Here is a 21,544-nt window from a genome sequence, read left to right as displayed (position 1 = left end):
AGCCGCGAACCTTGTCCGATATATCGAACACTAAGGACAGCTTGTGACCGACGCATCCGCCACGGCAGCCCGCAGACCCGGTGAGCACGCGCTCACCGCGCTCGGCCTGGGCGCGCCCGCCCTCGACCCCGCCGACGCCTCCGCCCACAGCTTCCCGGGCGGCGGCCGCTGGCGCACCGAGATCCCCTCGTGCGAGGGTCCCGAGGCGCTGGCGGTCGTACTCAAGGAGTCCTCGCGGCTCGACGTGCCGATCCACCGCATCAGCCAGGGCAGCGGCGTGTGGATGCTGACCGACGCCGAGATCACCGAGATGGTCGAGGCCACCGCCGAACGCGGCATCGAACTCTGTCTGTTCACCGGCCCGCGCGGCACCTGGGACATCGGCGGCTCGGTGCGCTCCGGCTCGGGCGGCGCGGGGCTGCGCGCCCGCGGCCACGACGCGGTGGCCGGCTGTGTCGAGGACGCCGTCCGGGCCACCGAACTGGGCGTCAAGTGCCTGCTGGTGGCCGACGAGGGCGTGCTGTGGACGCTGCACCGGGCGCGCACCGCCGGGATCATCCCCGCCGACACCACACTCAAGGTGTCCGCGCTCGTCGGGCCGGTGAACCCGGCGTCGTACGCGGTCTTCGAGCGGCTGGGCGCCGACTCGGTCAACGTGCCCAGCGATCTGACGCTCGATCACCTCACCGAGATCCGCCGGGTGTCCGCCGCGCCCATGGACATGTACATCGAGGCGCCCGACGACCTCGGCGGCTATGTGCGGATGTACGAGGTCGCCGAGCTGATCCGGCGCGGCGCACCGCTCTATCTGAAGTTCGGCCTGTCCCGGGCCCCCGGCATCTACCCGTGGGGCGCCCATCTGCGGGACGTGACCCTGGACACCGCCCGGGAGCGGGTGCGGCGCGGCCGGCTCGCCCTCGACCTGCTCGCCCGGCACGGCGCGGGCGGCGACATGGCTCCGCTCGGCTCCCGCCTGCCAGGGCTTCTCCAACGGTTCCCCTCCGAAGGTGCCGCCGGATGACCGATGGGGACTGCGGGCCGTCTGTGGCTGGTCGCGCCCGCGCGGCGGAGCCGCACATTGACACAGCCCCGCGCCCCTTTGGGGCGCTCTTCACCGACCTCGCTCAAACATCTCAACGACGAGAAGAACAGGGACCGATCACCATGCGCATTCGTAGAAGCGCCCTCACCCTCATAGCCGGCGCCGCGTCCCTCGCCCTCACGCTGTCCGCCTGCGGGCAGAACAGCGAGGGCGGCAGCAAGGAGGACAAGGACAGCGCCAAGGGCGGCACCATCGGCATCGCCATGCCCACCAAGTCCTCCGAACGCTGGATCGCCGACGGCAACAACGTCGTCAAGAACCTGAAGGCCAAGGGCTACCAGACCAAGCTGGTCTACGGCGAGGACGACCCCGACCAGCAGGTCTCGCAGATCGAGAACCTGATCACGCAGGGCGTCAAGGGCCTGATCATCGCGGCCATCGACAACAAGTCGCTGAACAACGTGCTCCAGCAGGCCGCGGACGCCAAGATCCCGGTCATCTCCTACGACCGGCTGATCCTCGGCACGCAGAACGTCGACTACTACGCGTCCTTCGACAACACCAAGGTCGGCGAGTTGCAGGCCGGCTACATCGTGGACAAGCTCGGCCTGAAGGACGGCAAGGGCCCGTTCAACATCGAGCTGTTCGCCGGCTCCAACGACGACAACAACACCAAGTACTTCTTCAACGGCGCGATGAGCGTGCTCCAGCCGTACATCGACAGCAAGAAGCTCGTCGTCAAGTCCGGCCAGACCAAGCTCACCCAGGTGACCACGCTGCGCTGGGACGGCACGACCGCGCAACGGCGCATGGAGGACATCCTCACCTCCTCCTACAAGAGCGGCCGGGTCGATGCGGTGCTCTCGCCCTACGACGGGATCTCCATCGGCGTCATCTCCGCGCTGAAGTCCGACGGTTACGGCTCCTCCGGCAAGCCGCTGCCGGTCGTCACCGGCCAGGACGCCGAGCTGGCCTCGGTGAAGTCGATCATCGGGGGCGAGCAGACACAGACCGTCTACAAGGACCTCCGGAAGCTGGCCAAGGTCGCCGCGACCATGGTCGACGACGTGCTGAACGGCAAGAAGCCCGAGGTCAACGACACCAAGACGTACGACAACGGCAGCAAGGTCGTGCCCGCCTATCTGCTCCAGCCGGTGAGCGTCGACAAGACCAACTACACGAAGGAACTCGTCGACACCGGCTACTACACGGCGGGCGAACTCAAGTAGTCCCCACGTCGGTTCACCCACGGACTGAAAGGGCACGACCATGGCGGGACCCGTCCTGGAGATGCGCTCGATCGTCAAGACCTTTCCCGGCGTCACAGCGCTGTCGGACGTCACTCTGACGGTCCGTCAGGGCGAGGTTCACGCCATCTGCGGTGAGAACGGCGCCGGGAAATCCACCCTGATGAAGGTGCTCTCCGGAGTCCATCCGCACGGCAGCTACGAGGGCGAGATCCTCTTCGAAGGCGAGGAGTGCGCCTTCAGGGACATCCGGGCCAGCGAGCAGCGCGGCATCGTGATCATCCATCAGGAGCTGGCGCTGGTGCCGTTCCTGTCCCTCGCCGAGAACATCTTCCTCGGCAACGAACACGCCTCGCGCGGGCTCATCAACTGGCGGGACACCCTGCGGCACGCCACCGAGGTGCTGCGCCGGGTCGGCCTGACCGACCACCCCGAGACCCGGATCTCCGACATCGGCGTCGGCAAGCAGCAGCTCGTGGAGATCGCCAAGGCGCTCTCGAAGAAGGTGAAGCTGCTCATCCTGGACGAGCCGACGGCGGCGCTCAACGACGAGGACAGCGGCAAACTCCTCGATCTCATCCTGGAGTTGAAGAACCAGGGCATCACCTCGATCATCATCTCGCACAAGCTCAACGAGATCCGCCGGGTCGCCGACTCGGTGACGATCCTGCGCGACGGCCGGTCCATCGAGACCCTGGACGTGAAGGCGCCGGAGACCACCGAGGACCGGATCATCTCCGGGATGGTCGGCCGCGACCTCGACCACCGCTTCCCCGACCGCACCCCGTACGCGGGCGCGCCGGACGCGGCACCGGCGCTGGAGATCCGCAACTGGACCGTGCGCCACCCGATCGACCAGCAGCGCAAGGTGGTCGACGACGTGTCGATCCAGGTGCGGCGCGGGGAGATCGTCGGTATCGCCGGCCTGATGGGCGCGGGCCGCACCGAACTGGCGATGAGCGTCTTCGGGCGCACCTACGGCCGGCACGCGGGCGGCACGGTCCTCAAGGACGGCGAGGAGATCCGCACCAGGACGGTCGCCGAGGCGGTCCGGCACGGCATCGCCTATGTCACCGAGGACCGCAAGCACTACGGCCTCAACCTCATCGACACCATCAACCGGAACATCTCGCTGACCGCGCTGAACAAGGTCGCGAAGCGGGGCGTGGTCGACGAGCACGAGGAACGGCAGGTCGCCGAGGGCTTCCGCACCTCCATGAACATCAAGGCGCCGACCGTCTTCGAACCGGTCGGCAAGCTGTCCGGCGGCAACCAGCAGAAGGTCGTCCTCAGCAAGTGGATCTTCGCGGGTCCGGACGTGCTGATCCTGGACGAGCCCACGCGCGGCATCGACGTGGGCGCCAAGTACGAGATCTACACGGTCATCGACCGGCTCGCCGCCGAGGGCAAGGCGGTCGTCTTCATCTCCTCCGAGCTGCCCGAACTGCTCGGCATGTGCGACCGCATCTACACCATGGCCGCCGGGCGGCTCACCGGTGAGGTGCCGCGGGCCGAGGCCACGCAGGAAGTGCTGATGCGCCGGATGACGAAGGACACACAGGACAAAGAGGTAACCCGATGAGCACGGATGTGACCGACAAGCTCCCGGCCTCGGCGCCGCCCGGCAAGGGCGGGGGCCCGGCCGCCGCGGGCGGCCTGCTCCGGCTGATGCTGAACGGCCTGCGCCGCAACATGCGCCAGTACGGCATGCTGATCGCGCTCGGCCTGATCGTCGTCCTGTTCCAGGTGTGGACCGGCGGCGACCTGCTGCTGCCGCGCAACGTCTCCAACCTGGTGCTGCAGAACAGCTACATCCTGATCCTCGCCATCGGCATGATGCTGGTGATCATCGCGGGCCATATCGATCTGTCGGTCGGCTCGCTGACCGCGTTCGTGGGCGCGTTCGCGGCCGTACTCACGGTGCAGCACGGCCTGGCCTGGCCCGTCGCCCTGGTGCTGTGCCTGCTGGTGGGCGCGGTGGCCGGTTCGGTCCAGGGCTTTCTGATCGCGTATCTCGGCATACCGTCGTTCATCGTGACCCTGGCGGGCATGCTGCTCTTCCGCGGTCTGACGGAGATCTTCCTGAAGGGCCAGACCCTCGGCCCGTTCCCGAACGGGCTGCAAAAGCTCGGCAACGGCTTCCTGCCGGAGACCGGCCCGAACACCAACTACCACAACCTCACCCTGCTGCTGGGCCTCGCCCTGCTGGCCTTCGTGGTCTTCCAGGAGGTCCGGGACCGCAAGCGGCAGCAGGAGTTCTCACTGGAGGTGCTGCCGCGCAACGCGTTCCTGCTGAAGCTGGTCGCGATCGCCGCGGCGATCCTCGCGGTCACCCTGCTGCTCGCCAGCTACAAGGGCGCCCCGATCATCCTGATCATCCTCGGGGTGCTGGTGGTCGGCTACGGCTATGTGATGCGCAACGCCGTCTTCGGCCGCCACATCTACGCGATCGGCGGCAACCTGCCGGCGGCCAAGCTGTCCGGGGTCAAGGACAAGAAGGTCACCTTCTACGTCTTCCTGAACATGGGTGTGCTCGCGGCCCTGGCGGGTCTGGTGGTCGCCGCCCGCCTGAACGCGGCCTCGCCGAAGGCGGGCCTGAACTTCGAACTGGAGGCCATCGCCTCGTCGTTCATCGGCGGCGCGTCCATGAGCGGCGGTGTCGGCACCGTACTCGGCGCGATCATCGGCGGTCTGGTCCTCGGCGTGCTGAACAACGGCATGAACCTCCTGAGCGTCGGCACCGACTGGCAGCAGGTCATCAAGGGCCTCGCCCTGCTCGCGGCGGTCGGCTTCGACGTATGGAACAAGCGCAAGTCCGGTTCGTAAGGCAGCCGGGCCCCGTCCGCTTCGGACGGGGCCCTCAACTTGCAGGAGCCGCAATGGACATGAGCAGACGTACCGTTATCGCCGGGGCCGCCGCCGCGGGTATCGCCGCGGCCACCGCGGGCCCGGCCCGGGCCTCCTCCCGGCAGCCCGTCAAGGAACCCTTCGGGACACTCGCCGACGGCACCGAGGTGCACCGCTGGTCGCTGGAGAACGGCGGGATCCGGCTTAAGGTCCTCTCCTACGGCGGCATCGTCCAGTCCCTGGAGATACCGGACCGCCACGGCCGGCACGCCAACGTCTCGCTGGGCTACGACAACCTCGCGGCCTACGTCGCCGGGACGACGTTCTTCGGCGCGACCATCGGGCGTTACGGCAACCGCATCGCCAAGGGCCGCTTCACCCTGGACGGCAGGACCCACCAACTGTCCGTCAACGACGGCGAGAACAGCCTGCACGGCGGCGCCCGCGGCTTCAACACCAGGGTGTGGGACGTGGCGAAGTTCACCTCCGGCTCCGACGTCGGCCTGCGCCTGTACTACACGAGCGTCGACGGCGAGATGGGCTACCCGGGCACCCTGCGCACCAAGGTCACCTACACGCTGACCCGGCACGGCGACTGGCGCATCGACTACGAGGCGACGACCGACCGGCCCACGGTGGTCAACCTCACCAACCACACGTACTACAACCTCGCGGGCGAGGGCAGCGGCGGCATCCACGACCACGAACTCACCCTGCGCGCCACCCGCTACACCCCCACCGACGCGGGCCTGATCCCCACCGGTGAACTGGCCCGGGTCGCGGGCACCCCGTTCGACTTCCGCCGGGCCAAGGCCGTCGGCCGCGACATCCGCGCCGGCCACCCGCAACTGGTCACCGCCAAGGGCTTTGACCACAACTTCGTCCTGGACAAGGGGGTGACCGCGCGCCCCGAGCACATCGCCACCCTGCGCGACCCCGGGTCCGGCCGCACCCTGAAGATCGCCACCGACCAGCCGGGCGTGCAGTTATACTCGGGCAACTTCCTCGACGGCACCCTGGTCGGCACCTCCGGCCGCACCTACCGGCAGGGCGACGGACTGTGCCTGGAGACCCAGCACTTCCCCGACTCGCCCAACCAGCCGTCGTTCCCGTCGACCGTGCTGCGCCCCGGGCAGACCTACCGGACCACGACGGTCCACTCGTTCGGGGTGTGAGCCCGCGTACCCGGAGCGTCACGCGGACACACTTCTTTCACATCCGGTGAACAGCGCCGCCCCCGTCTCCGTATCCAAGGGTGGCCCGTGCTCCCCCGCGCGGGCCACCCACAGACGACGAGCCCGGTCGTCCCCGCGGGCTCGCCCCCTACGGAGGTTCCATGGCCGACAACGTCACCTCGTTGTTCCGCGGCACAGCGGCACACAGCCCGTCGATGGCGGCGCTGACGCGGGAGGGCGGCGACGTGGTCGGGCCGGTGGACTTCTGCATCCCCTGCAACCCCTACTTCCCCACCCCGGCGATGTTCGAGGAACTGGCGGGCCGGCTGCGGGACATCATCACGTACTACCCGAGCAGCGCCGACACCATCACGGCCGAGCTGTGCACCCTGCTGCAACTGCCGCCGCAGTGCGTGGCGATGGGCAACGGCTCCACGGAACTCATCACCTGGATCGACCATCTGCTGGTCCGCGAGTCCCTGGCCATCCCGGTCCCCACCTTCGGCCGCTGGACCGACCAGCCGATGGAGACCGGCAAACGGGTCGACATGTTCCCGCTCCAGGAGTCCGGCGGTTTCGCCCTGGACCTCGCGCAGTACGCGGAGTTCATCCGGGCGCGCGGCACCCGGGTCGCCGTCGTCTGCAACCCCAACAACCCCGACGGCGGCTTTCTGCACCGGCACGCGCTGGTGCAGTTCATGGACGCCATGACCGACCTGGACCTGGTGGTGATCGACGAGTCGTTCCTCGAATTCGCCGACGCCGAGGCCGAACCCAGCGTCGTGCAGGAGGCGATGCTGCGCCCGAACGTGGTGGTGCTGCGCAGCCTCGGCAAGAACTTCGGGCTGCACGGCATACGGTTCGGCTACCTGGTCGCCAATCCGGCTCTCGCCGGGCGGATCCGTTCGATGCTGCCGAAGTGGAACCTCAACTCCTTCGCCGAGCATGTGGTGTTCATGCTGAAGGAGCACGGCGCCGAGTACGCGCAGAGCCTGTTCCAGGTGCGCCGGGACCGGCTGGAGATGGCGAGCCGGCTGTCCGCCCTGCCGGGTCTCACCGTCTACCCCTCCCAGGGCAACTTCCTCTTCGTACGACTGCCGGTCGGCGCCGAGGGCACCGTGGTCCGGGACCGGATGCTCACCGAGCACCGGATCCTGGTCCGCGAGTGCGGCAACAAGATCGGTTCGTCCAGCCGCTTCCTGCGGCTCGTGGTGCGCCCCCAGGTGGACGTGCGTCGCCTGGTGTCCGGCCTGGAGTCGGTGCTCTACGGGTCCGGGAGCGGAGCCGCCGTGCCCGAGCCGGGCGCCCGGACCGGCTACAGCTCGGGCACGGCAGCGGTGGACCGGCTGGTGAGCGAAACCAACGGAGCCGGCCTGCACGGCCTCGCCGCCCAGGCACTCGCAGCCGGCCCCGCCCCGGCACTCGCAGCCGGCCCCGCTCCGGCGCTCGGCGCCGCCCCCGCCCAGGCGGTCGGTACCGGCCCCGCCCAGGCGGTCGGTACCGGCCCCGCTCCGGCACCGGCCGCCGCCCCTGCCGCCGGCACCGGCATGCCGCTCCCCGCCGCCGGTCAGCCGACCGGCGGCGGGATGCCGATGCCGGCGGCAGCCCAGGCGGTGCCACCACAGCCCGCGGCGCCCGAGGCACCACCCCAACTGCTCCCCCACCACCCGACCCCGGTACCGACCGTGCCACCGCTCACCACCCCCACCCCGGCCCCCGCGTCCCAGCCGACGGCGCCGGTCCCGGCCCCCGCGCCCCAGCCGACGGCGCCGGTCCCGGCCCCCGCACCCTTCCCGGCGCCGGTGCCAGCCCCGGCCGCCGCCGCGATCGGCCCGACCCCGCCCGGCGTCCCGGCGCGCGGTGGCCTGACCGCGGCGCAGGTCCGCGGCATGACCGGCCCACCCCCCACCCCGCCCCTGACCCCGGCCCCGGCCACCGGCTGGCCCAACGCCCAAAGCTGGCCCAACGCAGCAGGCATGGGCCAGGCGGGATAACCCCGAGCGGCCCCCGCCCGTCCCACGACGCCAAGCAGGGAACGATCAGCACATTCACCCCACCGGACGCCGCCCCGGGCCAACGACGCCCATCGCCCCAACCGCCGCCCGCGCCCGCCCGACATCCGAACAGAAGGGGTGATCGGCGCATTCGCCCCACCGGGCAGCCGCACACCTCCAGCGCCAACACCGCCCGGCGGCACTCCCACCGGTCCGCCGCCGCCCGCCCCCGAATGATCCCGCTGGACCCCCGGAGGGGCTGGTTACGGGTTTTGCCAGGATGCTGGGTCTGCTGCCAGGTGGTTCACCAGGGGTGGGAGGCGGGACGTGGCCAGGTCGGTCAGGGTGACGCCCTCCAGGATCCTGCGGACGTTCGCGCGCAGCGCGATCCACAGCGGCAGCAGGGGTTCGGCGGTGCCCGTGTAGGTGAGGCTCGACGGGCGTTCTCCCCGTACCGAGACGATCGGGCCGTCCACGGCCCGGATGACGTCCGCGACCGTGATCTCCACAGGCTGCCTGGCCAGCCGGTATCCGCCGCCCCCACCTCGTCGGCTGGACACGATCCCGGCGCGCCGCAGATCGCCCAGGATGCCCTCAAGGAACTTGTGGGGGATGTCCTGTACAGAGGCGATTTCCTCTGCCTTCACCGGGCCGTTACCCTGCCGTACGGCCAACTCCAGCACCGCCCGCACCGCGTAGTCCGCCCGTGCCGAGATCCTCATGGGTCCATTGTGGGGCGTACCGCCGGGGAGAATGGCCGGACCGCGCCCCCGTAAGATCGCCCGGGAGGAACCCCTTGGCGCTCAGCAGACGTACCTTCAGTGCCCTCGCGGGCTCCGCCGCGCTCGGCTTCGCCCTGGGCGGCAGCGGCGGCCCGGGGGCGCTTTCGGCGTACGCGGCGCGCAGTGTGCCGACCGGCCCGGCCCCGGCCCCGCCGAGCGCGGACCGGCGCCGGCACACCGTCGGCTACGACCGCCACTCCCTGCTCGTGGACGGCAGACGGCTCGTGGTGTGGTCCGGCGAGATGCACCCGTTCCGGCTGCCGAGCCCGTCCCTGTGGCGCGACGTGCTGCAGAAGATGCGAGCGCACGGCCACAACACGGTCAGCGTCCGCGTCGCCTGGAACTACCACTCGTCCGCCCCCGGACGCTACGACTTCAGCGGCGTACGCGATCTGGACCTGTTCCTGCGCACGGCCGCCGAGACCGGGCTGTACGTCATCCTGCGCCCCGGCCCGTACATCGACGCGGAGCTGGACGGCGGCGGCTTCCCCGGCTGGCTCACGGTCACCGGGGCAACGGCGCGGACCGCCGATCCCGGCTATCTGTCACATGTCGACGAGTGGTTCACGGCGGTGAACCGGATCGCCCGCCGGCACCAGTTCACCGACGGCGGCGGCACGGTCCTGCTGTACCAGATCGAGAACGAGTACGACGCCCGCGCGGACGAGCCGACCGGCCGCGCCTACATGTCCCACCTGTACCGCAAGGTGCGGGCGGACGGCATCGACGTACCGCTCTTCCACAACGACAGGGGGCCGAGCGGCCGCTGGGTCCCGGGGTCGTTCGACACCGGCGGGGACAAGGGCGGCTGGCTGTACGGCTTCGACGTGGATTCCGAGCCGTCCCGGACCCCGCAGGACCGGGGGCGCTTCGGCACCGTGGGCACGGCGGCCGGCGCCGGTGCGAGCCCGCGCACGCCGGGTTTTGTGACGGAGTTCGGCGACGGCCGGTACGACCCGTGGGGCGGGGCCGCCTTCGACGGCAAGGGGTACGCCGAGGCGCGGCGCACCCGGGACGCGGCCTTCGAACGCCGCTTCCACCTCACCGACCTGGCCAACGGACTGACCCTGCACAACGTCCGCATGGCCTTCGGCGGCACCTCCTGGGGCTGGCTGCCCGCGCCGGTCGTCTACACGTCGTACGACTACGGGGCGGCCATCGACGAGGCCCGCAACGTCACTCCCAAGATCGCCCCGATGCACCAGCTGGGTCATCTCCTGCAACGGGTGCCGGACTTCGCCAAGCTGGACCGGGCGGCGGATGTGACGGCGAAGGGTCTCAAGGCCTACCACCTCACCAACCCGGACACCGGCTCCCATGTGTATGTGGTGCGCAACGACGGCGCCGAGGCGGTCACCTCGACCCTGCCGACCGCGGCGGGCGGCGTGGAGGTCACCGTCCCGGCCCGGGACGCCCGGCTGCTGACCACCGGGCTGTCCCTCGGCAGACGGACCTTGCGGTACAGCACCGCCCAGCCCATGTTCCGGCTCACCGCCGGCCGCCAGGACATCGCCCTGTTCACCGGGCCGCGCGGCGAGATGGCCCGCCTGGTGCTGGACTGCCCGAGCGAGCCGCTGGTCAACCGCCTGGACCCGGAGGCCGCCTGGGTGTACGAGCGGGGCGCCCTGCATGTGTCCGTGCCGCTCGGCGAGGGCGGGCTCACCCGGGTGATGGTCGAGCACGGCGAGAGCGAGACGCCGCTGCTGCTGCTGTTCGCCGACGAGGCGACCGCCGTGCGGCTGTGGCCGTACGACACCCCGTCCGGGACGGTGCTGGTGTACGGCCCGGCGCTGCTGCGCGAGGCCGTCCTGGACGGCTCCACGGTCCGGCTGACCGGCGACACCGTCCAGGAGACCGGCCTTGAGGTGTGGGGGCCGCGCGGGATCGACGCCGTGGAGTGGAACGGGCGCCCGGTGAGCACACGTGTCACGAAGGCCGGCAGCCTGACGGCGCAGGCACTGCTGCCGGGGGTGCCGGACGTCGCGCTGCCCGCGCTGGGCGGCTGGCGCCGGAAGGCGGAGAACCCCGAGTCCGCGCCGGGGTTCGACGACTCGGCGTGGCAGGTGGCCGACAGACGGACGTCGCACAGCACGACGCCGGTGCCGAAGGGCGGGCCGGTGCTGTTCGCCGACGACTACGGCTTCCACTACGGCGACGTCTGGTACCGGGGGCAGCTGACCGGCACGGCCGGCCTTGAGAAGGTGTCCCTCGGCTACAGCACCGGCACCCAGGGCATGCTGATGGCCTGGCTGGACGGCGAGCCGCTGGGGGTGCACCGGATGCCGGTGCCGGACGACGGCACGTCCGGCCGGGGGACCTGGACGGACACGGCGGTGTTCGCCCTGTCCGCGCTGCCCCGCCACCGGCGCGAGCGGCTGCGCCGCAGGCTGGCGGCGCCCGGCGGGCATGTGCTGTCCGTGCTGGTACGGCGCATGCAGCACGACCGGGACGGCGGGGCCGAGGACACCCACAAGGCGGCGCGCGGGCTGACCGGGGCCGGCTTCGAGGGGGCCGCGCCGACGGTGCGGTGGCGCATCCAGGGTGCGCTCGCGCCGGACGCGGTGCGCGGGCCGATGAACAACGGCGGACTGTACGGGGAACGGGAGGGCTGGCATCTGCCGGGGTTCGCGGACGGCGGCTGGCGGCCCGTCGAACTGCCGTACCGCGGCCGGGAGCAGGGGGTGGCCTGGTACCGGACCACGTTCCGGCTGGCGGTGCCGGGCGGCATCGACGCCTCGGTCGGTCTTGTCCTGGACGACGATCCGGCCCGCGCCTACCGGGTGCAGGTCTTCCTGAACGGCTGGAATCTGGGCCAGTACATCAACGACGTGGGCCCGCAGCACACCTTCGTGCTGCCGAACGGCATCCTGAACACCCGTGGCACCAACACCCTGGCACTGGCCATGCTGTCCGACGGCACCACGGAGTCGGGACCGGGCGAGGCCCGGCTGACCCTCCTGGGCAGCGCGTCCGGCGGCGTCCCGGTGACCCAGATGGCCTCTCCGGGCCGCTGAGGTTCAGGCAATCAGCAACCAAGTACCGCCTCCCGCGCGGCACATGACCAGATGGCCCCGCACCTGTTGCGTCAGCCGCGTTGCTGACCTGGTCGGGATGCTGGAGGCGTCACGGCCAGGCGATCGTGACCCGCGTGTGCGGCCGGTCGATGATCCGGCCCGCGGGAAGCTGGTCGTCCGGCGTTCCGGCCGGGTAGACCTCGATGCGCGCCCTGTCCTCACGGTGATCGCGGTCCCAGGACTGGATCTCCCGGACCAGGCGCTCGGCGACCCGCTGTCCCTGGGGCCCGTGGCCGATCGCACCCAGCTCGAATCGGTTGGGGTCGTCGGTGGCGCGGACCGTCCGGTAGGCGAGGCTGCCGCCGTCGACAAGGGTCGGCACGCCGAGCGGTGAGGCGGAGGCGACCAGGCCGCGCTGCCAGGCAGCGGGCTTCGCGGCCATCAGGCGACCGCCGTCAGCTCCGCGACTCGGGTGAACTCCTCCTCCAGGCGGTCGCGTCCGAGGGCCGCGAACTCGCGGTCCAGGTCCGCCGGTGTCACTCCGCGGAGTTCCACCATCGTGCGGGCGGCCCGGACCCACGGAGCCCACTCCGACCCGTACTTCACCTGCTCCATGTGACACCCCGGGACCGGCTGAAGCGTCACGGGATGATGAAGGGGACCGACGACACCCCACGCGGGCACGCGCCGCGCCCATGCCGCCACGAAGCGCCCACCACGCAGGGCATGGCAGAGCTGGATGGAGATCCCGGCGCAGGGAACGCACACCGGCGGGCTCGTCGTACGCTCCCCCTCCCGGATCGGGCCGACGCTGTCCCGCAGGAGAAACAGATGCGGGCCGTGCGGGTCCGGCGGCATGCGGGAGCACACCTGGCACATCATGTTCAGCATCGCCCGACGCTGCCGGTACGGATGGACGTTCCGCAGCTGCGGGCTGCCCCTGCGCCGCTTCGGCCGCAGGGCGTACCGGGCCCACAGCACACCGAAACTGTCACGGTCGTACGGCGTCTCATCCACGTACGCGATCCCCGGGCCCACGCGGCGGCGGACGAGCGGACACGACAGGAGCCTTTCCTCACTCCATCCGGCGATGTACGGGACGACACCTGGCGGGGCCGGAGGCAACACGATCGAGAACCTTCCTTTGTCGGGACGAAACTGACAGCCAGCACGTCGCGGGGCATCACGGGGTTGGGGTCGGCGGGCCGGGGCCGTCCGCCCTCGGGGGGAGAGCCGGTAGCGGGAAACCGGCGGGCACCGGCCATCCCCGGTCAGCTCTGCGCCTAACGGGTCGTGGCTCCTCATGCGATCACCTGCGGTGCGCCCGACAGGGCGTCCTGCTGCTTCGCCGCCAGCGCCTGGTGCAAGAGCTGTGGGTCGGTGAGGTGGCCGGTGCCGTCCGGGAGCGTCACCCAGTACGGGCCCGGAGGAGAAATCAGGTCCAGGCGCGGCACTCCCACATAGCGGACGTACGAGCGGGTACCGCCCAGGCACTCCACTCCCGCCGCGACGAGGTCGCGGGGCCACTCGCGGTCAGTACCGGGCGGCACCAGGACGTACAGGGACGGCCAGTAAGGGCCGCAGAACACCGGACCCGTCACCCGCAGTTCGGCCAGTCGGCGGCGCAGCTGGGCGGGGTCGGCGTGGCGGTCCAGATCCGCGCCGAGCGATGTGTACGGCACGCGTACGGCGTCCCACACGATGCCCGCGGTCAACACGGCAATGCTCTGCGTCGTCCACTCTTCACTGGTCGCTTCGTGGGACGGTGCCGCCTGGTATAGCCAGGACTTGGCCACCGCGCGGCGCTCCCGGTCTTCCCCGCGCAGTACGAGGGCCGGGACCCGCGGCGCCGGGCTCCCGGCGGGTTTCACTGCGCCACTCCTTCGGCTGTGGACGGCGCAGTAGCCACCTCGGAAAGGAACGCCTGGTTGTCGCGCAGCCAATCCTCCAGATCCGAGGCGACGGGCGTCTGGGGGCACGCGGTGGCGACGATGCCCTTGGCCTGGCCGCTGGTGACCGCATTCCTGGCCGCGGGCCAACCGCGGCGCTCCTGGAACGGGATGGTGGCCGGGCTCAGGTCGGTTACCTCCCCTATCACCACCCAGTCACGCGCGTCGGCGTAGCGGCGCAGCCGGGTCATGACGTCCCGCTCGTCCTGGCCGGGCTCGGGGCAGCCGTAGAGCACGACGGTTGCTCGGGAGAGAAAGCCACTCGCCGCGTCGGCGATATTGCGGCGCCGGGAGATGTCGCCGGGTGTCCTCGTCATGCCCGTAACCGTGCCGCTACACGCCGTGTTGGTACAGAAAGGAGGCGGACGACTATGAGAATCCGTCAGATTCCAAGTCGTCCACGTCCCACCACACTTGACGACTAATCATCCGCAAGTCGTCCGCTACATACCAATCAGCGGCTCACAGGGCTGTCTTCGACGTCGCCGGCAGGAAACCCTGAATGCCCGGAGACACCCCGATCAGCTCCGACACCCGCCGCAGCCTAGCCGTGGAAGCCTTCCCGACTTTCTGCACGATCACCCCCGGCAGGGTCTGGTGGCGTGCCCACTGCGGGGCGCTGCGCAGCGTCTCCTCCAGCGTGTCGAGGGATGCGTCCCACTGCTTCGCGTCGGCCTGCGCCATCGCCTTGTCCATCGCGTACCGGTTCCGTGCAGCTTCGGTCAGCGCGGACACGTCGGCGATGGAGTCGATGAGCTCCAGGGCCTTGCCCGTCTGCCCAAGCGCGACGTTGATACCGACGGCCTGCGTCGTCGCGGACACCGGCCCGAACAGAGTTCCGTGCGCGCGCACCTCCCGGCCCATCCGGGCGCCGGTGGCGTGGGATTGAGACAGGAAGTCCGCAGCCCGCGCCTTGTCGCCCATCCGGGAGGCGACCACCGCGGCGAAGTTCACGTGGCTGCCGTACGCTGTCAGCTCCTCCGGTGTCGCCTTGGAGAACCGGGGCTCGATGTCCGCCGCAGACTTCTCCGCCAGTGCCAGGGCCTCCGGGAGACGGGCGTCCCGCAAGTACACCCACGACCGGCCCGAGCCGACCAGGGCCACTCGCAGGTCATCCGCGCCCCGCTCGGCCGCCTGCTGCGCGTGCCCGATCGCCGCGTATGCCAGGTCGCGGGCACCCATGAGGTTCGCCACGTACCCGGCAATGCGGTAGGCGTCGGAGAGCGCCCCCCATGCCTGGGCTTGCTCCCCGTCGGGCTGCTGGTGCAGTCGGGCGGCGGCCGCCGTCAGGAACGGTGCGACGAGCGCACCGGACTGCACGTAGCGGCCCCGCCAGTACAGGTCCCAGCACCGGTCGGTGGTCTCTTGCAGCTCCTCGAAGGTGGCGGGCTCGGCCGTGTCGGGGAGGATGCCGGCGGCCGTGTCGTGGACGGCCCGCGACAGATCGCGGATCATCATGCGGTCGCCCTGGTCCAGCGCCCGGCGGGGCGCCTGCTGGCCGAGGATGACCGAGGTGTCGACGCTGAGCGCGTCGGCGATGGCGAGGAGGGTGGGCAGAGACAGTGCCTTGTCCTGCTCTGCCTTCTGGATGGTGACGATCGACAGGCCCGTCATCTCAGCAAGGTCGGACTGCCGGATCTCGCGGCCTCGGAGGATCTTGATTCGTTCACCCGTGCTGTAGTCGCTCCATTGGGGCATACTGGCTCCATTCCTAGCGTCCACTAGGTACGGTACCCCCGCCCGGCCGGGGGAGACTGCGAAGCCTCTTACGCGAGGATTGCGTAAGAGGCTTTCGCATGCCTGGAGTTGGGCACTACACCATGGTTGCTACGTCAGTTTGCGACATGGCCGAGCCCCACCATCTCCCGGTTGTCGGCAAGGATTCCGTCGAACTTCCCATCGATCCGTGAGACCAGTCGCGTCGTCCGTCGACCGGTACCGCGGCGGCTGCGCGTACCCAAGCAGCGCACCCGCCGCACCTTTGAGCCAGGCCCGGCCGCCTGTTCATCACCCGATGCCGGATCGACGTTGACGACTGCGCCGTTCCAGCACGAGGACACTTCGGGGACGTTTGAGGCCGGGGGTCTTTCGCGGCGCGGCTAAATCGGCGATCGTTTCCGATTGAACCACGCTCGTCCGATCACCTGACGCGAACACGTCCGGACGCGTAATCTCGGACGAGCCGCCGTCCGGCGGTGCGAAGGGGGAGGCGATGGACATCTCGGGCGCGCGGCAGCGGGCGGCCCGGATCGCCACGCGGCTGCGGAGCCTTCGGCCCGGCTCGGCCCAACGCACGCTCGCCGCCGCTCTGGCCCGAGCGGTGCGCGCCAGACCCCGTCCCCCCTCCGACATCGGCGAGTTGTGCCGGGCCCTGTGCGAGGAGATGAGCGCACAGCGCGGCGGCCGGCCCGTCGAGCTGCGCTTCGAGCGCTTCCCCGACGAGATCGAAGTCACCGGCCTGTGGGTGGAGTTCGCCGATTTCGACCTGGTCATCGTCGAGCAGCGCGCCGAAGCCGTGCAGCAACTCGTCATACTCGGCCATGAGTTGTGGCACATGCACGCCGGGCACCGGCACCACCGGCTGCCCGGCGCACAGGCGGCCCGCGCCCTCGCCGAGACGCCGGGACTGCGCGACGCGGCCCTGACGGTGGCCGCGCGCAACGGCTCCCGGGAGGCCGACGAGGCCGAGGCCGACGACTTCGGACACCGGCTGGCCACCCTGTGCCGCCCCTGCGTCGCCGGCACCGGTGCCGCCCCGGACCCGCTCCAGCGGTCCCTCGGCTACCGCGGCCGCCGCGGAGCACCCCGGTGACCCCGCTGGCGCTGAACCCCTCGGGATTCCTCAGCGAGTTCTACATCTCCTTCTGGATCCCCACCGCGGTGCTGACCGCCGCCCTGCTGATCAAGCTGCCCACGATCATCCGGCTGTGGCGGGACCCGCTGCTGCGCGCCGTCGGCGGTCTGCTGCTGCTCGCCTGCGCGGTGTTCGTCTTCGTGACCCCGTCCACGATCGCCTGGACCAACCGGGTCACCGGGGTGCCCAACATCTCGGCACCCTGGTGCTATTCGCTGATCACCGCGTTCTGCGGCTCCTGCCTGCTGCTGATCATCGTCTGGCGAGGCGGACTGTCGGAACGCTCGGCCGCCACGCGTCGCGCGATGCGCTGGGTGATCCGCGCCTACTGCGGGGTGATCGTGGCCCTGTGGGTTCTCTTCGCGCTCGCCGACGCGCCCGTGGAGCGGCTGCGGGACCTGGACACGTACTACGCCACCACCCCGTTCATGCGCGAGGAGATCCTGCTCTACCTGCTCGCGCACTTCGTGGCCTGCCTCATCACGTCCAGGCTGATCTGGAACTGGGTGCGCACCGAGGGCCTGGACGCCTGGCTGCGCTGGGGGCTGAAGCTGCTGGGCGCCGGCTACGTGCTCAACCTGATCTTCGACGCGTCCAAGCTGACCGCCGTCGCCGCCCGCTGGTTCGGGCGCAACCTGGACTGGCTGAGCACCGACCTGGCACCGCCGGTCGCCGCCCTGTCCGCCATCCTGATCGCGGTCGGCTTCATCCTGCCGCACGCCGGCCAGTACCTGCACGACCGCTGGCGGGTCCGGCTCGCCCACCACGAACTGCGCCCGCTGTACCAGCTGATGCGGACCGTCAGCGGCGACGGCGTGCGCCACGCGCTGCGCGCCACGCCCGAACTCAAACTGACCCGCCGGGAGACGTTCATCCGGGACGTGCTGCTGCCACTGGCCCGGCGCATCGACGTGGACCTGGGCGCGCGGGCGTACGAGGCCGCGCTGAAGCTGGGCAACCCGCCGGCCCGGGCCAGGGCGCTGGCCGCCGCGGTGAGCATCCTGGACGCCGTCGGCCGACAGCGCGCGCCCGAACCGTACGACGCGGCCGCCGGGCCCGACACCACCCATCTGCTCCAGGAGATCGGGGCGGTCTCCCGGGCCCTCCGCCATCCCGACCAGATCGAGGCGGTGCGCGCGCGTGCCTCCGCCCCAGCAGAGAGCGTTCCCGCACATGAGTGATCGCAGCACCGTCGCCGTCGTCCTCGGCGGCTCCCTCGCCGGACTGCTCGCCGCCCGTGCACTGACCTCGTTCGCCGACCGGGTCGTGGTGATCGAACGGGACACGCTGCCCGCCGGGCCCGAGCCGCGCACGGGGCTGCCACAGGCCCGGCATGTGCACCAGCTGTGGTCGGGCGGGGCCCGGGCGCTGGAGCGGCTGGTGCCGGGTGTCGGCGAACGGCTGCGGGCGGCCGGGGTGACCCGGCTGCCGGTGACCACGGACATGGTCGTGCTGTCGCCGCACGGCTGGTTCCGGCGCTGGACCGAGTCGGCGTTCCTGCTGCCCGCGAGCCGCGACCTGCTGGACTGGGTGGTGCGTACCCGGATCCTCGCCGACCCGCGGATCGAACTGGTCGAACGGGCCGAGGCGCTGGGTCCGGTGGGCACCGACACGGCCGTCACCGGGGTGCGGATCCGGGACCGGGACGGAACCGAGCGCACCCTGCCGGCCGACCTCGTCGTCGACGCCACCGGGCGCGGCTCCCGCGCCCCCCGGTGGCTGGCCGCGCTCGGCCTGCCCACGCCCGAACTGCGCGAGGTCAACCCCGGCCTGGCGTACGCGACCCGTCTGTTCCGGGCGCCGGAACAGGCGCGGGACGGATTCCCGATCGTCAACGTGCAGGCGGATCCCCGGGGCCCGCGGCGCGGACGGGGCGGTGTGCTGATGCCGATCGAGGACGGCAAGTGGATGGTCACCCTTCATGGCTGCCGGGGCCACGAACCGACCGCCGACGCCGCCGACTTCCTCCGGTACGCCCGGCAGGAGCTGCGGCACCCGATCATCGCCGAGCTGCTGGCACGGGCCGAACCGCTCGGCGAGGAGGTCGCGTTCACCAGGACCACGGCCAACCGCCGGCACTACTTCGAGCGGATGCCGGTGTGGCCGGAGAACTTCGTGGTGCTCGGCGACGCGGTGTGTGCGCTCAACCCGGTGTACGGGCACGGCATGTCGGTGGCGGCCCAAGGGGCGCTCGCCCTACGAGAGGTGATGAACCGTCACGGCCTGGGCCGGCCCGGACTCGCCCGGCGCGTCCAGCAGGCGGTGAGCCGGCCCGTGCGGGCGGCCTGGGACCTGTCGACCGGGGCGGACGTCTTCTACCCGGGGGCCACCGAGACCGGGCCGACGCTGCGGGAGCGGATCACGGCGGCCTACGTGGGCCGGCTGATGCACACCGCGACGGGCAACGGGCGTATCGCGCGGCGGGTGACGGATGTGACGTCGCTTGAGCGTGGCTCGGGGGTGCTGTTGGCTCCCAGCGTGGTGGTTGCGGCGGCGGTGGGTCCTTTGAAACCGGCGTTGGGCTTGCCGCCCCTGACGGCGGAGGAGTTGAAGGCGGTTGGGCTTCGCTGAGTGGGGGTGGTGATGTGTTGTCGGTCGTCTTGCGGGTTGCGTTGTGGTTGCTCGCGCCGTTCCCCGCGCCCCTTACGGGGCGTCTGGTGTGCTAGCCGGTGAAGGAGGGCTGAGGGAGGCCCTTGCCTGCTGTGGGGATCACCAGGAGTGAACCCGACAGGGGGTGGGGGGTGTTCAGGCCCGTGCGGGCTGTGGTGATGTACAGATCCGTCAGGTCCGCGCCGCCGAAGGCGCACGCCGTCGGACGCGCCGTCGGCAGGGTGAGCACGCGGTCCAGGACGCCGCCGGGCGTGTAGCGGCGTACCGCCGCCCCGTCCCACAGCGCCACCCACACACAGCCGTCGGCGTCGACCGTGAGGCCGTCGGGGAAGCCGGCACCCTCCTCGATCTCCACCAACGGGCGCCGGTTCAGGGCCTGTTCGCCGTCGAAGTCGAAGACGTCGATCCGGCGCGTGGGACTGTCGACGTAGTACATCAGGCGCCCGTCGGGGCTCCAGCCCGTGCCGTTGCTCACCGTGACGGACGGCAGGACCGTGCGGACCTCACCGGCGCCGGTGACCCGGGACAGCGTGCCGCCGCCCGCCGTCTCGTCGTAGCGCATCGTGCCCGCCCACAGCGCACCGTCGGGCGCGACGGCGGCGTCGTTCGCGCGGCGGCCGGGCACCGGCTCGTGGTGCAGCCAGCGGAAGGCGCCGTCCGGGTCCAGCAGGCCGATCCCGTCCCGGAGGTTCAGCACCAGGCCGCCGCCCGCGCGCGGCTTCACGGCGCCGACGTGCTGCTCGGTCGTGCGGACCGTGCGGCGGCCGGATACCGGATCGTAGCCGTGGACCCGCATGCCGAGGATGTCGATCCAGAGCAGCCGGCCCGTCGCCGGGTCCCAGGTCGGTCCCTCGCCGAGCGTCGCCTCGGCCCGCACCGCCACCTCGTACCCCGTCATGCCGCGCTCCGGTGCCCCAGGCGCTCCGACAGTTCGACCGCGCCCTTGGCGGCCAGGTGGGCCAGCTCGGCCAGCCGCTCGTCGCTCCAGCGGATCATGGGCACGGAGATGGACAGCGCGGCGACCACCTGGCCGGTGCGGTCGCGGACCGGGGCCGCGACACAGCTGACGTCCGGATTGGACTCGCGGCTCTCCACCGCGATGCCGCGCTCCCGGATCGCCGCCAGTGCCGCGCGCAGCGCGCCGGGGTCCGTGATGCTGTTGGGGGTCATGGCGGCCAGCTCGGCGCCGTCCGGGATGCGCGCGGCCAGCTCCGGCTCGGGCAGCGAGGCCAGCAGCATCTTGCCGACCGAGGTGCAGTGCGCGGGCAGCCTGCGGCCGGCCGCGGACACCATGCGCACCGCGTGCGTGGAGTCGACCTTGGCGATGTAGATGACGTCCGTGCCCTCCAGGATCGCCACGTGCACGGTCTCGTCGCAGGTCTCCGCGACCGAGCGGGCGACCTGTTGCCCCTCGGCGGCCAGGTCCAGCTGCTCGGCGTAGCGGCTGCCCAGCTGGTAGGGGCGCACCCCGAGCCGGTACCGTCCGGGCTGTCCGGGTACGGGCACGATGTACTGGCGGGCGGCGAGCGTGGTGACCAGCTCGTGCACGGTGGTGCGCGGCAGTTGGAGCCTGCGCACGATGTCGGGGGCGGAGAGCGTCCCGTCCCCGTCGAGGAAGAGCTCAAGTATGTCGAGAGCCCGGGTCACGGCGGGTACGAGGCGTCCCATCCTCCGGCCCCCTCCCTTGATCAGCGCCTGCGTTCGAGATTTCAACAGACGATCGGCATGACGAACACAGGCTAGTCATGGAGGATTGTCCCGGCAATGGGCGCGTACCGGGCGGTGGGCGACGATGGTGTCCATGCCGTCCTCCGCCAAGCGCCCCGCCGCCCCCTTCACCCCGCTCGACTTCCAGCTGGTGCTGCTGCGCCGCATGGCCGACCACAATCCGATCTCCGCCTCGTGAGGTGTCGTGTTGAGGCTGAACTGCTTCTTACAGCGGCTAACACAATGAGCTGAGTTGTCGGTGGGTGATGAGGCAGCAGGCGAGTTTGAGGAACGCCTCGTGGATGTCAGCTCGCCGTTCCCAG

Annotated in this window: 18 protein-coding genes and 1 pseudogene; 10 read left to right on the top strand and 9 right to left on the bottom strand. The window is 71.0% G+C overall.

Going from position 1 to position 21,544, the window contains the following annotated elements:
- Positions 1–43: 43 nt before the first annotated feature.
- The 6 genes from ACFYTE_RS31520 to ACFYTE_RS31495 all read left to right on the top strand — a co-directional run bounded on the left by ACFYTE_RS31520 (position 44) and on the right by ACFYTE_RS31495 (position 8,305).
- Positions 44–1,021 (top strand): hypothetical protein, encoded by a 978-nt coding sequence (locus ACFYTE_RS31520; protein WP_388717900.1) that lies wholly within the window; start codon positions 44–46, stop codon positions 1,019–1,021.
- Between the two features lie 143 nt (positions 1,022–1,164).
- On the top strand, positions 1,165–2,271 hold the full coding sequence (gene chvE / locus ACFYTE_RS31515) for a multiple monosaccharide ABC transporter substrate-binding protein (RefSeq protein ID WP_388717898.1): 1,107 nt from the start codon (positions 1,165–1,167) through the stop codon (positions 2,269–2,271).
- Between the two features lie 40 nt (positions 2,272–2,311).
- Positions 2,312–3,871, top strand: coding sequence for a multiple monosaccharide ABC transporter ATP-binding protein (gene mmsA, locus ACFYTE_RS31510; RefSeq protein ID WP_388717895.1), 1,560 nt, complete (start codon positions 2,312–2,314; stop codon positions 3,869–3,871).
- On the top strand, positions 3,868–5,115 hold the full coding sequence (gene mmsB, locus ACFYTE_RS31505) for a multiple monosaccharide ABC transporter permease (protein ID WP_388717892.1): 1,248 nt from the start codon (positions 3,868–3,870) through the stop codon (positions 5,113–5,115). The genes mmsA and mmsB overlap by 4 nt, the downstream gene beginning before the upstream one ends.
- Before the next feature lie 53 nt (positions 5,116–5,168).
- On the top strand, positions 5,169–6,311 hold the full coding sequence (locus tag ACFYTE_RS31500) for an aldose epimerase family protein (protein WP_388717888.1): 1,143 nt from the start codon (positions 5,169–5,171) through the stop codon (positions 6,309–6,311).
- Positions 6,312–6,472: 161 nt separating this feature from the next.
- Positions 6,473–8,305 (top strand): pyridoxal phosphate-dependent aminotransferase, encoded by a 1,833-nt coding sequence (locus ACFYTE_RS31495; protein ID WP_388717885.1) that lies wholly within the window; start codon positions 6,473–6,475, stop codon positions 8,303–8,305.
- Between the two features lie 263 nt (positions 8,306–8,568).
- On the opposite strand, the gene ACFYTE_RS31490 is transcribed toward ACFYTE_RS31495, so the two are convergent.
- Positions 8,569–9,027, bottom strand: a complete 459-nt coding sequence (locus ACFYTE_RS31490; RefSeq protein ID WP_388717882.1) for an RrF2 family transcriptional regulator — start codon at positions 9,025–9,027, stop codon at positions 8,569–8,571.
- Between the two features lie 74 nt (positions 9,028–9,101).
- On the opposite strand from ACFYTE_RS31490, the gene ACFYTE_RS31485 reads away from it, so the two are divergent.
- Positions 9,102–12,101, top strand: coding sequence for a beta-galactosidase (locus ACFYTE_RS31485; protein WP_388717879.1), 3,000 nt, complete (start codon positions 9,102–9,104; stop codon positions 12,099–12,101).
- Between the two features lie 109 nt (positions 12,102–12,210).
- Here ACFYTE_RS31485 and ACFYTE_RS31480 read toward each other — a convergent pair whose 3' ends face one another.
- The 5 genes from ACFYTE_RS31480 to ACFYTE_RS31460 all read right to left on the bottom strand — a co-directional run bounded on the left by ACFYTE_RS31480 (position 12,211) and on the right by ACFYTE_RS31460 (position 15,748).
- A complete protein-coding gene (locus tag ACFYTE_RS31480; RefSeq protein WP_388717876.1) occupies positions 12,211–12,543 on the bottom strand; it encodes a hypothetical protein in 333 nt (110 codons plus the stop codon).
- Positions 12,543–13,118 carry a hypothetical protein gene (locus ACFYTE_RS31475; protein WP_388717873.1) on the bottom strand — a complete coding sequence of 192 codons (576 nt, stop codon included), beginning with the start codon at positions 13,116–13,118 and terminating at the stop codon, positions 12,543–12,545. The genes ACFYTE_RS31480 and ACFYTE_RS31475 overlap by 1 nt, the downstream gene beginning before the upstream one ends.
- Before the next feature lie 284 nt (positions 13,119–13,402).
- Positions 13,403–13,816, bottom strand: coding sequence for a hypothetical protein (locus tag ACFYTE_RS31470; protein ID WP_388717870.1), 414 nt, complete (start codon positions 13,814–13,816; stop codon positions 13,403–13,405).
- A 152-nt stretch (positions 13,817–13,968) separates the two neighbouring features.
- Positions 13,969–14,367 (bottom strand): hypothetical protein, encoded by a 399-nt coding sequence (locus ACFYTE_RS31465; protein WP_388717867.1) that lies wholly within the window; start codon positions 14,365–14,367, stop codon positions 13,969–13,971.
- Between the two features lie 145 nt (positions 14,368–14,512).
- Positions 14,513–15,748, bottom strand: coding sequence for a helix-turn-helix domain-containing protein (locus ACFYTE_RS31460; protein ID WP_388717864.1), 1,236 nt, complete (start codon positions 15,746–15,748; stop codon positions 14,513–14,515).
- A 514-nt stretch (positions 15,749–16,262) separates the two neighbouring features.
- Here ACFYTE_RS31460 and ACFYTE_RS31455 point away from each other — a divergent pair.
- From ACFYTE_RS31455 to ACFYTE_RS31445, 3 genes are read left to right on the top strand one after another with little or no spacing between them, the layout of a single operon-like run.
- Positions 16,263–16,862, top strand: coding sequence for a toxin-antitoxin system, toxin component family protein (locus ACFYTE_RS31455; protein WP_388717861.1), 600 nt, complete (start codon positions 16,263–16,265; stop codon positions 16,860–16,862).
- Positions 16,859–18,085, top strand: coding sequence for an MAB_1171c family putative transporter (locus ACFYTE_RS31450; protein WP_388717858.1), 1,227 nt, complete (start codon positions 16,859–16,861; stop codon positions 18,083–18,085). The genes ACFYTE_RS31455 and ACFYTE_RS31450 overlap by 4 nt, the downstream gene beginning before the upstream one ends.
- Entirely contained in the window at positions 18,078–19,475 is a 1,398-nt protein-coding gene (locus ACFYTE_RS31445) for an FAD-dependent oxidoreductase (protein ID WP_388717855.1), read from the top strand. Before ACFYTE_RS31450 ends, ACFYTE_RS31445 begins: the two co-directional genes overlap by 8 nt.
- Before the next feature lie 91 nt (positions 19,476–19,566).
- Here ACFYTE_RS31445 and ACFYTE_RS31440 read toward each other — a convergent pair whose 3' ends face one another.
- From ACFYTE_RS31440 to ACFYTE_RS31430, 3 genes and pseudogenes are all read right to left on the bottom strand, one after another.
- Positions 19,567–20,412: an SMP-30/gluconolactonase/LRE family protein gene (locus ACFYTE_RS31440; protein WP_388717852.1), complete on the bottom strand. Its 846-nt coding sequence runs from the start codon at positions 20,410–20,412 to the stop codon at positions 19,567–19,569.
- Positions 20,409–21,182: an IclR family transcriptional regulator gene (locus tag ACFYTE_RS31435; RefSeq protein WP_388717849.1), complete on the bottom strand. Its 774-nt coding sequence runs from the start codon at positions 21,180–21,182 to the stop codon at positions 20,409–20,411. Before ACFYTE_RS31435 ends, ACFYTE_RS31440 begins: the two co-directional genes overlap by 4 nt.
- 274 nt (positions 21,183–21,456) lie before the next feature.
- A pseudogene (locus ACFYTE_RS31430) lies at positions 21,457–21,544 on the bottom strand (IS5/IS1182 family transposase); the annotation flags it as partial.

It is taken from the genome of Streptomyces sp. NPDC004629 (genome assembly GCF_042873595.1).
Classification (GTDB): domain Bacteria; phylum Actinomycetota; class Actinomycetes; order Streptomycetales; family Streptomycetaceae; genus Streptomyces.
The sequence above is the reverse complement of the archived record's forward strand: the minus strand, read 5'-3'. Positions and strand labels throughout refer to the sequence as shown.

Excerpts from the sequence above, each read along its gene's own strand:
- mmsA (WP_388717895.1), top strand. The coding sequence starts at position 2,312 with ATGGCGGGACCCGTCCTGGAGATGCGCTCGATCGTCAAGACCTTTCCC.
- ACFYTE_RS31445 (WP_388717855.1), top strand. The coding sequence starts at position 18,078 with ATGAGTGATCGCAGCACCGTCGCCGTCGTCCTCGGCGGCTCCCTCGCC.
- chvE (WP_388717898.1), top strand. The coding sequence starts at position 1,165 with ATGCGCATTCGTAGAAGCGCCCTCACCCTCATAGCCGGCGCCGCGTCC.
- ACFYTE_RS31480 (WP_388717876.1), bottom strand. The coding sequence starts at position 12,543 with ATGGCCGCGAAGCCCGCTGCCTGGCAGCGCGGCCTGGTCGCCTCCGCC.
- ACFYTE_RS31460 (WP_388717864.1), bottom strand. The coding sequence starts at position 15,748 with ATGCCCCAATGGAGCGACTACAGCACGGGTGAACGAATCAAGATCCTC.
- ACFYTE_RS31435 (WP_388717849.1), bottom strand. The coding sequence starts at position 21,182 with ATGGGACGCCTCGTACCCGCCGTGACCCGGGCTCTCGACATACTTGAG.
- ACFYTE_RS31455 (WP_388717861.1), top strand. The coding sequence starts at position 16,263 with ATGGACATCTCGGGCGCGCGGCAGCGGGCGGCCCGGATCGCCACGCGG.
- ACFYTE_RS31495 (WP_388717885.1), top strand. The coding sequence starts at position 6,473 with ATGGCCGACAACGTCACCTCGTTGTTCCGCGGCACAGCGGCACACAGC.
- ACFYTE_RS31465 (WP_388717867.1), bottom strand. The coding sequence starts at position 14,367 with ATGACGAGGACACCCGGCGACATCTCCCGGCGCCGCAATATCGCCGAC.
- ACFYTE_RS31500 (WP_388717888.1), top strand. The coding sequence starts at position 5,169 with ATGGACATGAGCAGACGTACCGTTATCGCCGGGGCCGCCGCCGCGGGT.
- ACFYTE_RS31490 (WP_388717882.1), bottom strand. The coding sequence starts at position 9,027 with ATGAGGATCTCGGCACGGGCGGACTACGCGGTGCGGGCGGTGCTGGAG.
- mmsB (WP_388717892.1), top strand. The coding sequence starts at position 3,868 with ATGAGCACGGATGTGACCGACAAGCTCCCGGCCTCGGCGCCGCCCGGC.
- ACFYTE_RS31440 (WP_388717852.1), bottom strand. The coding sequence starts at position 20,412 with ATGACGGGGTACGAGGTGGCGGTGCGGGCCGAGGCGACGCTCGGCGAG.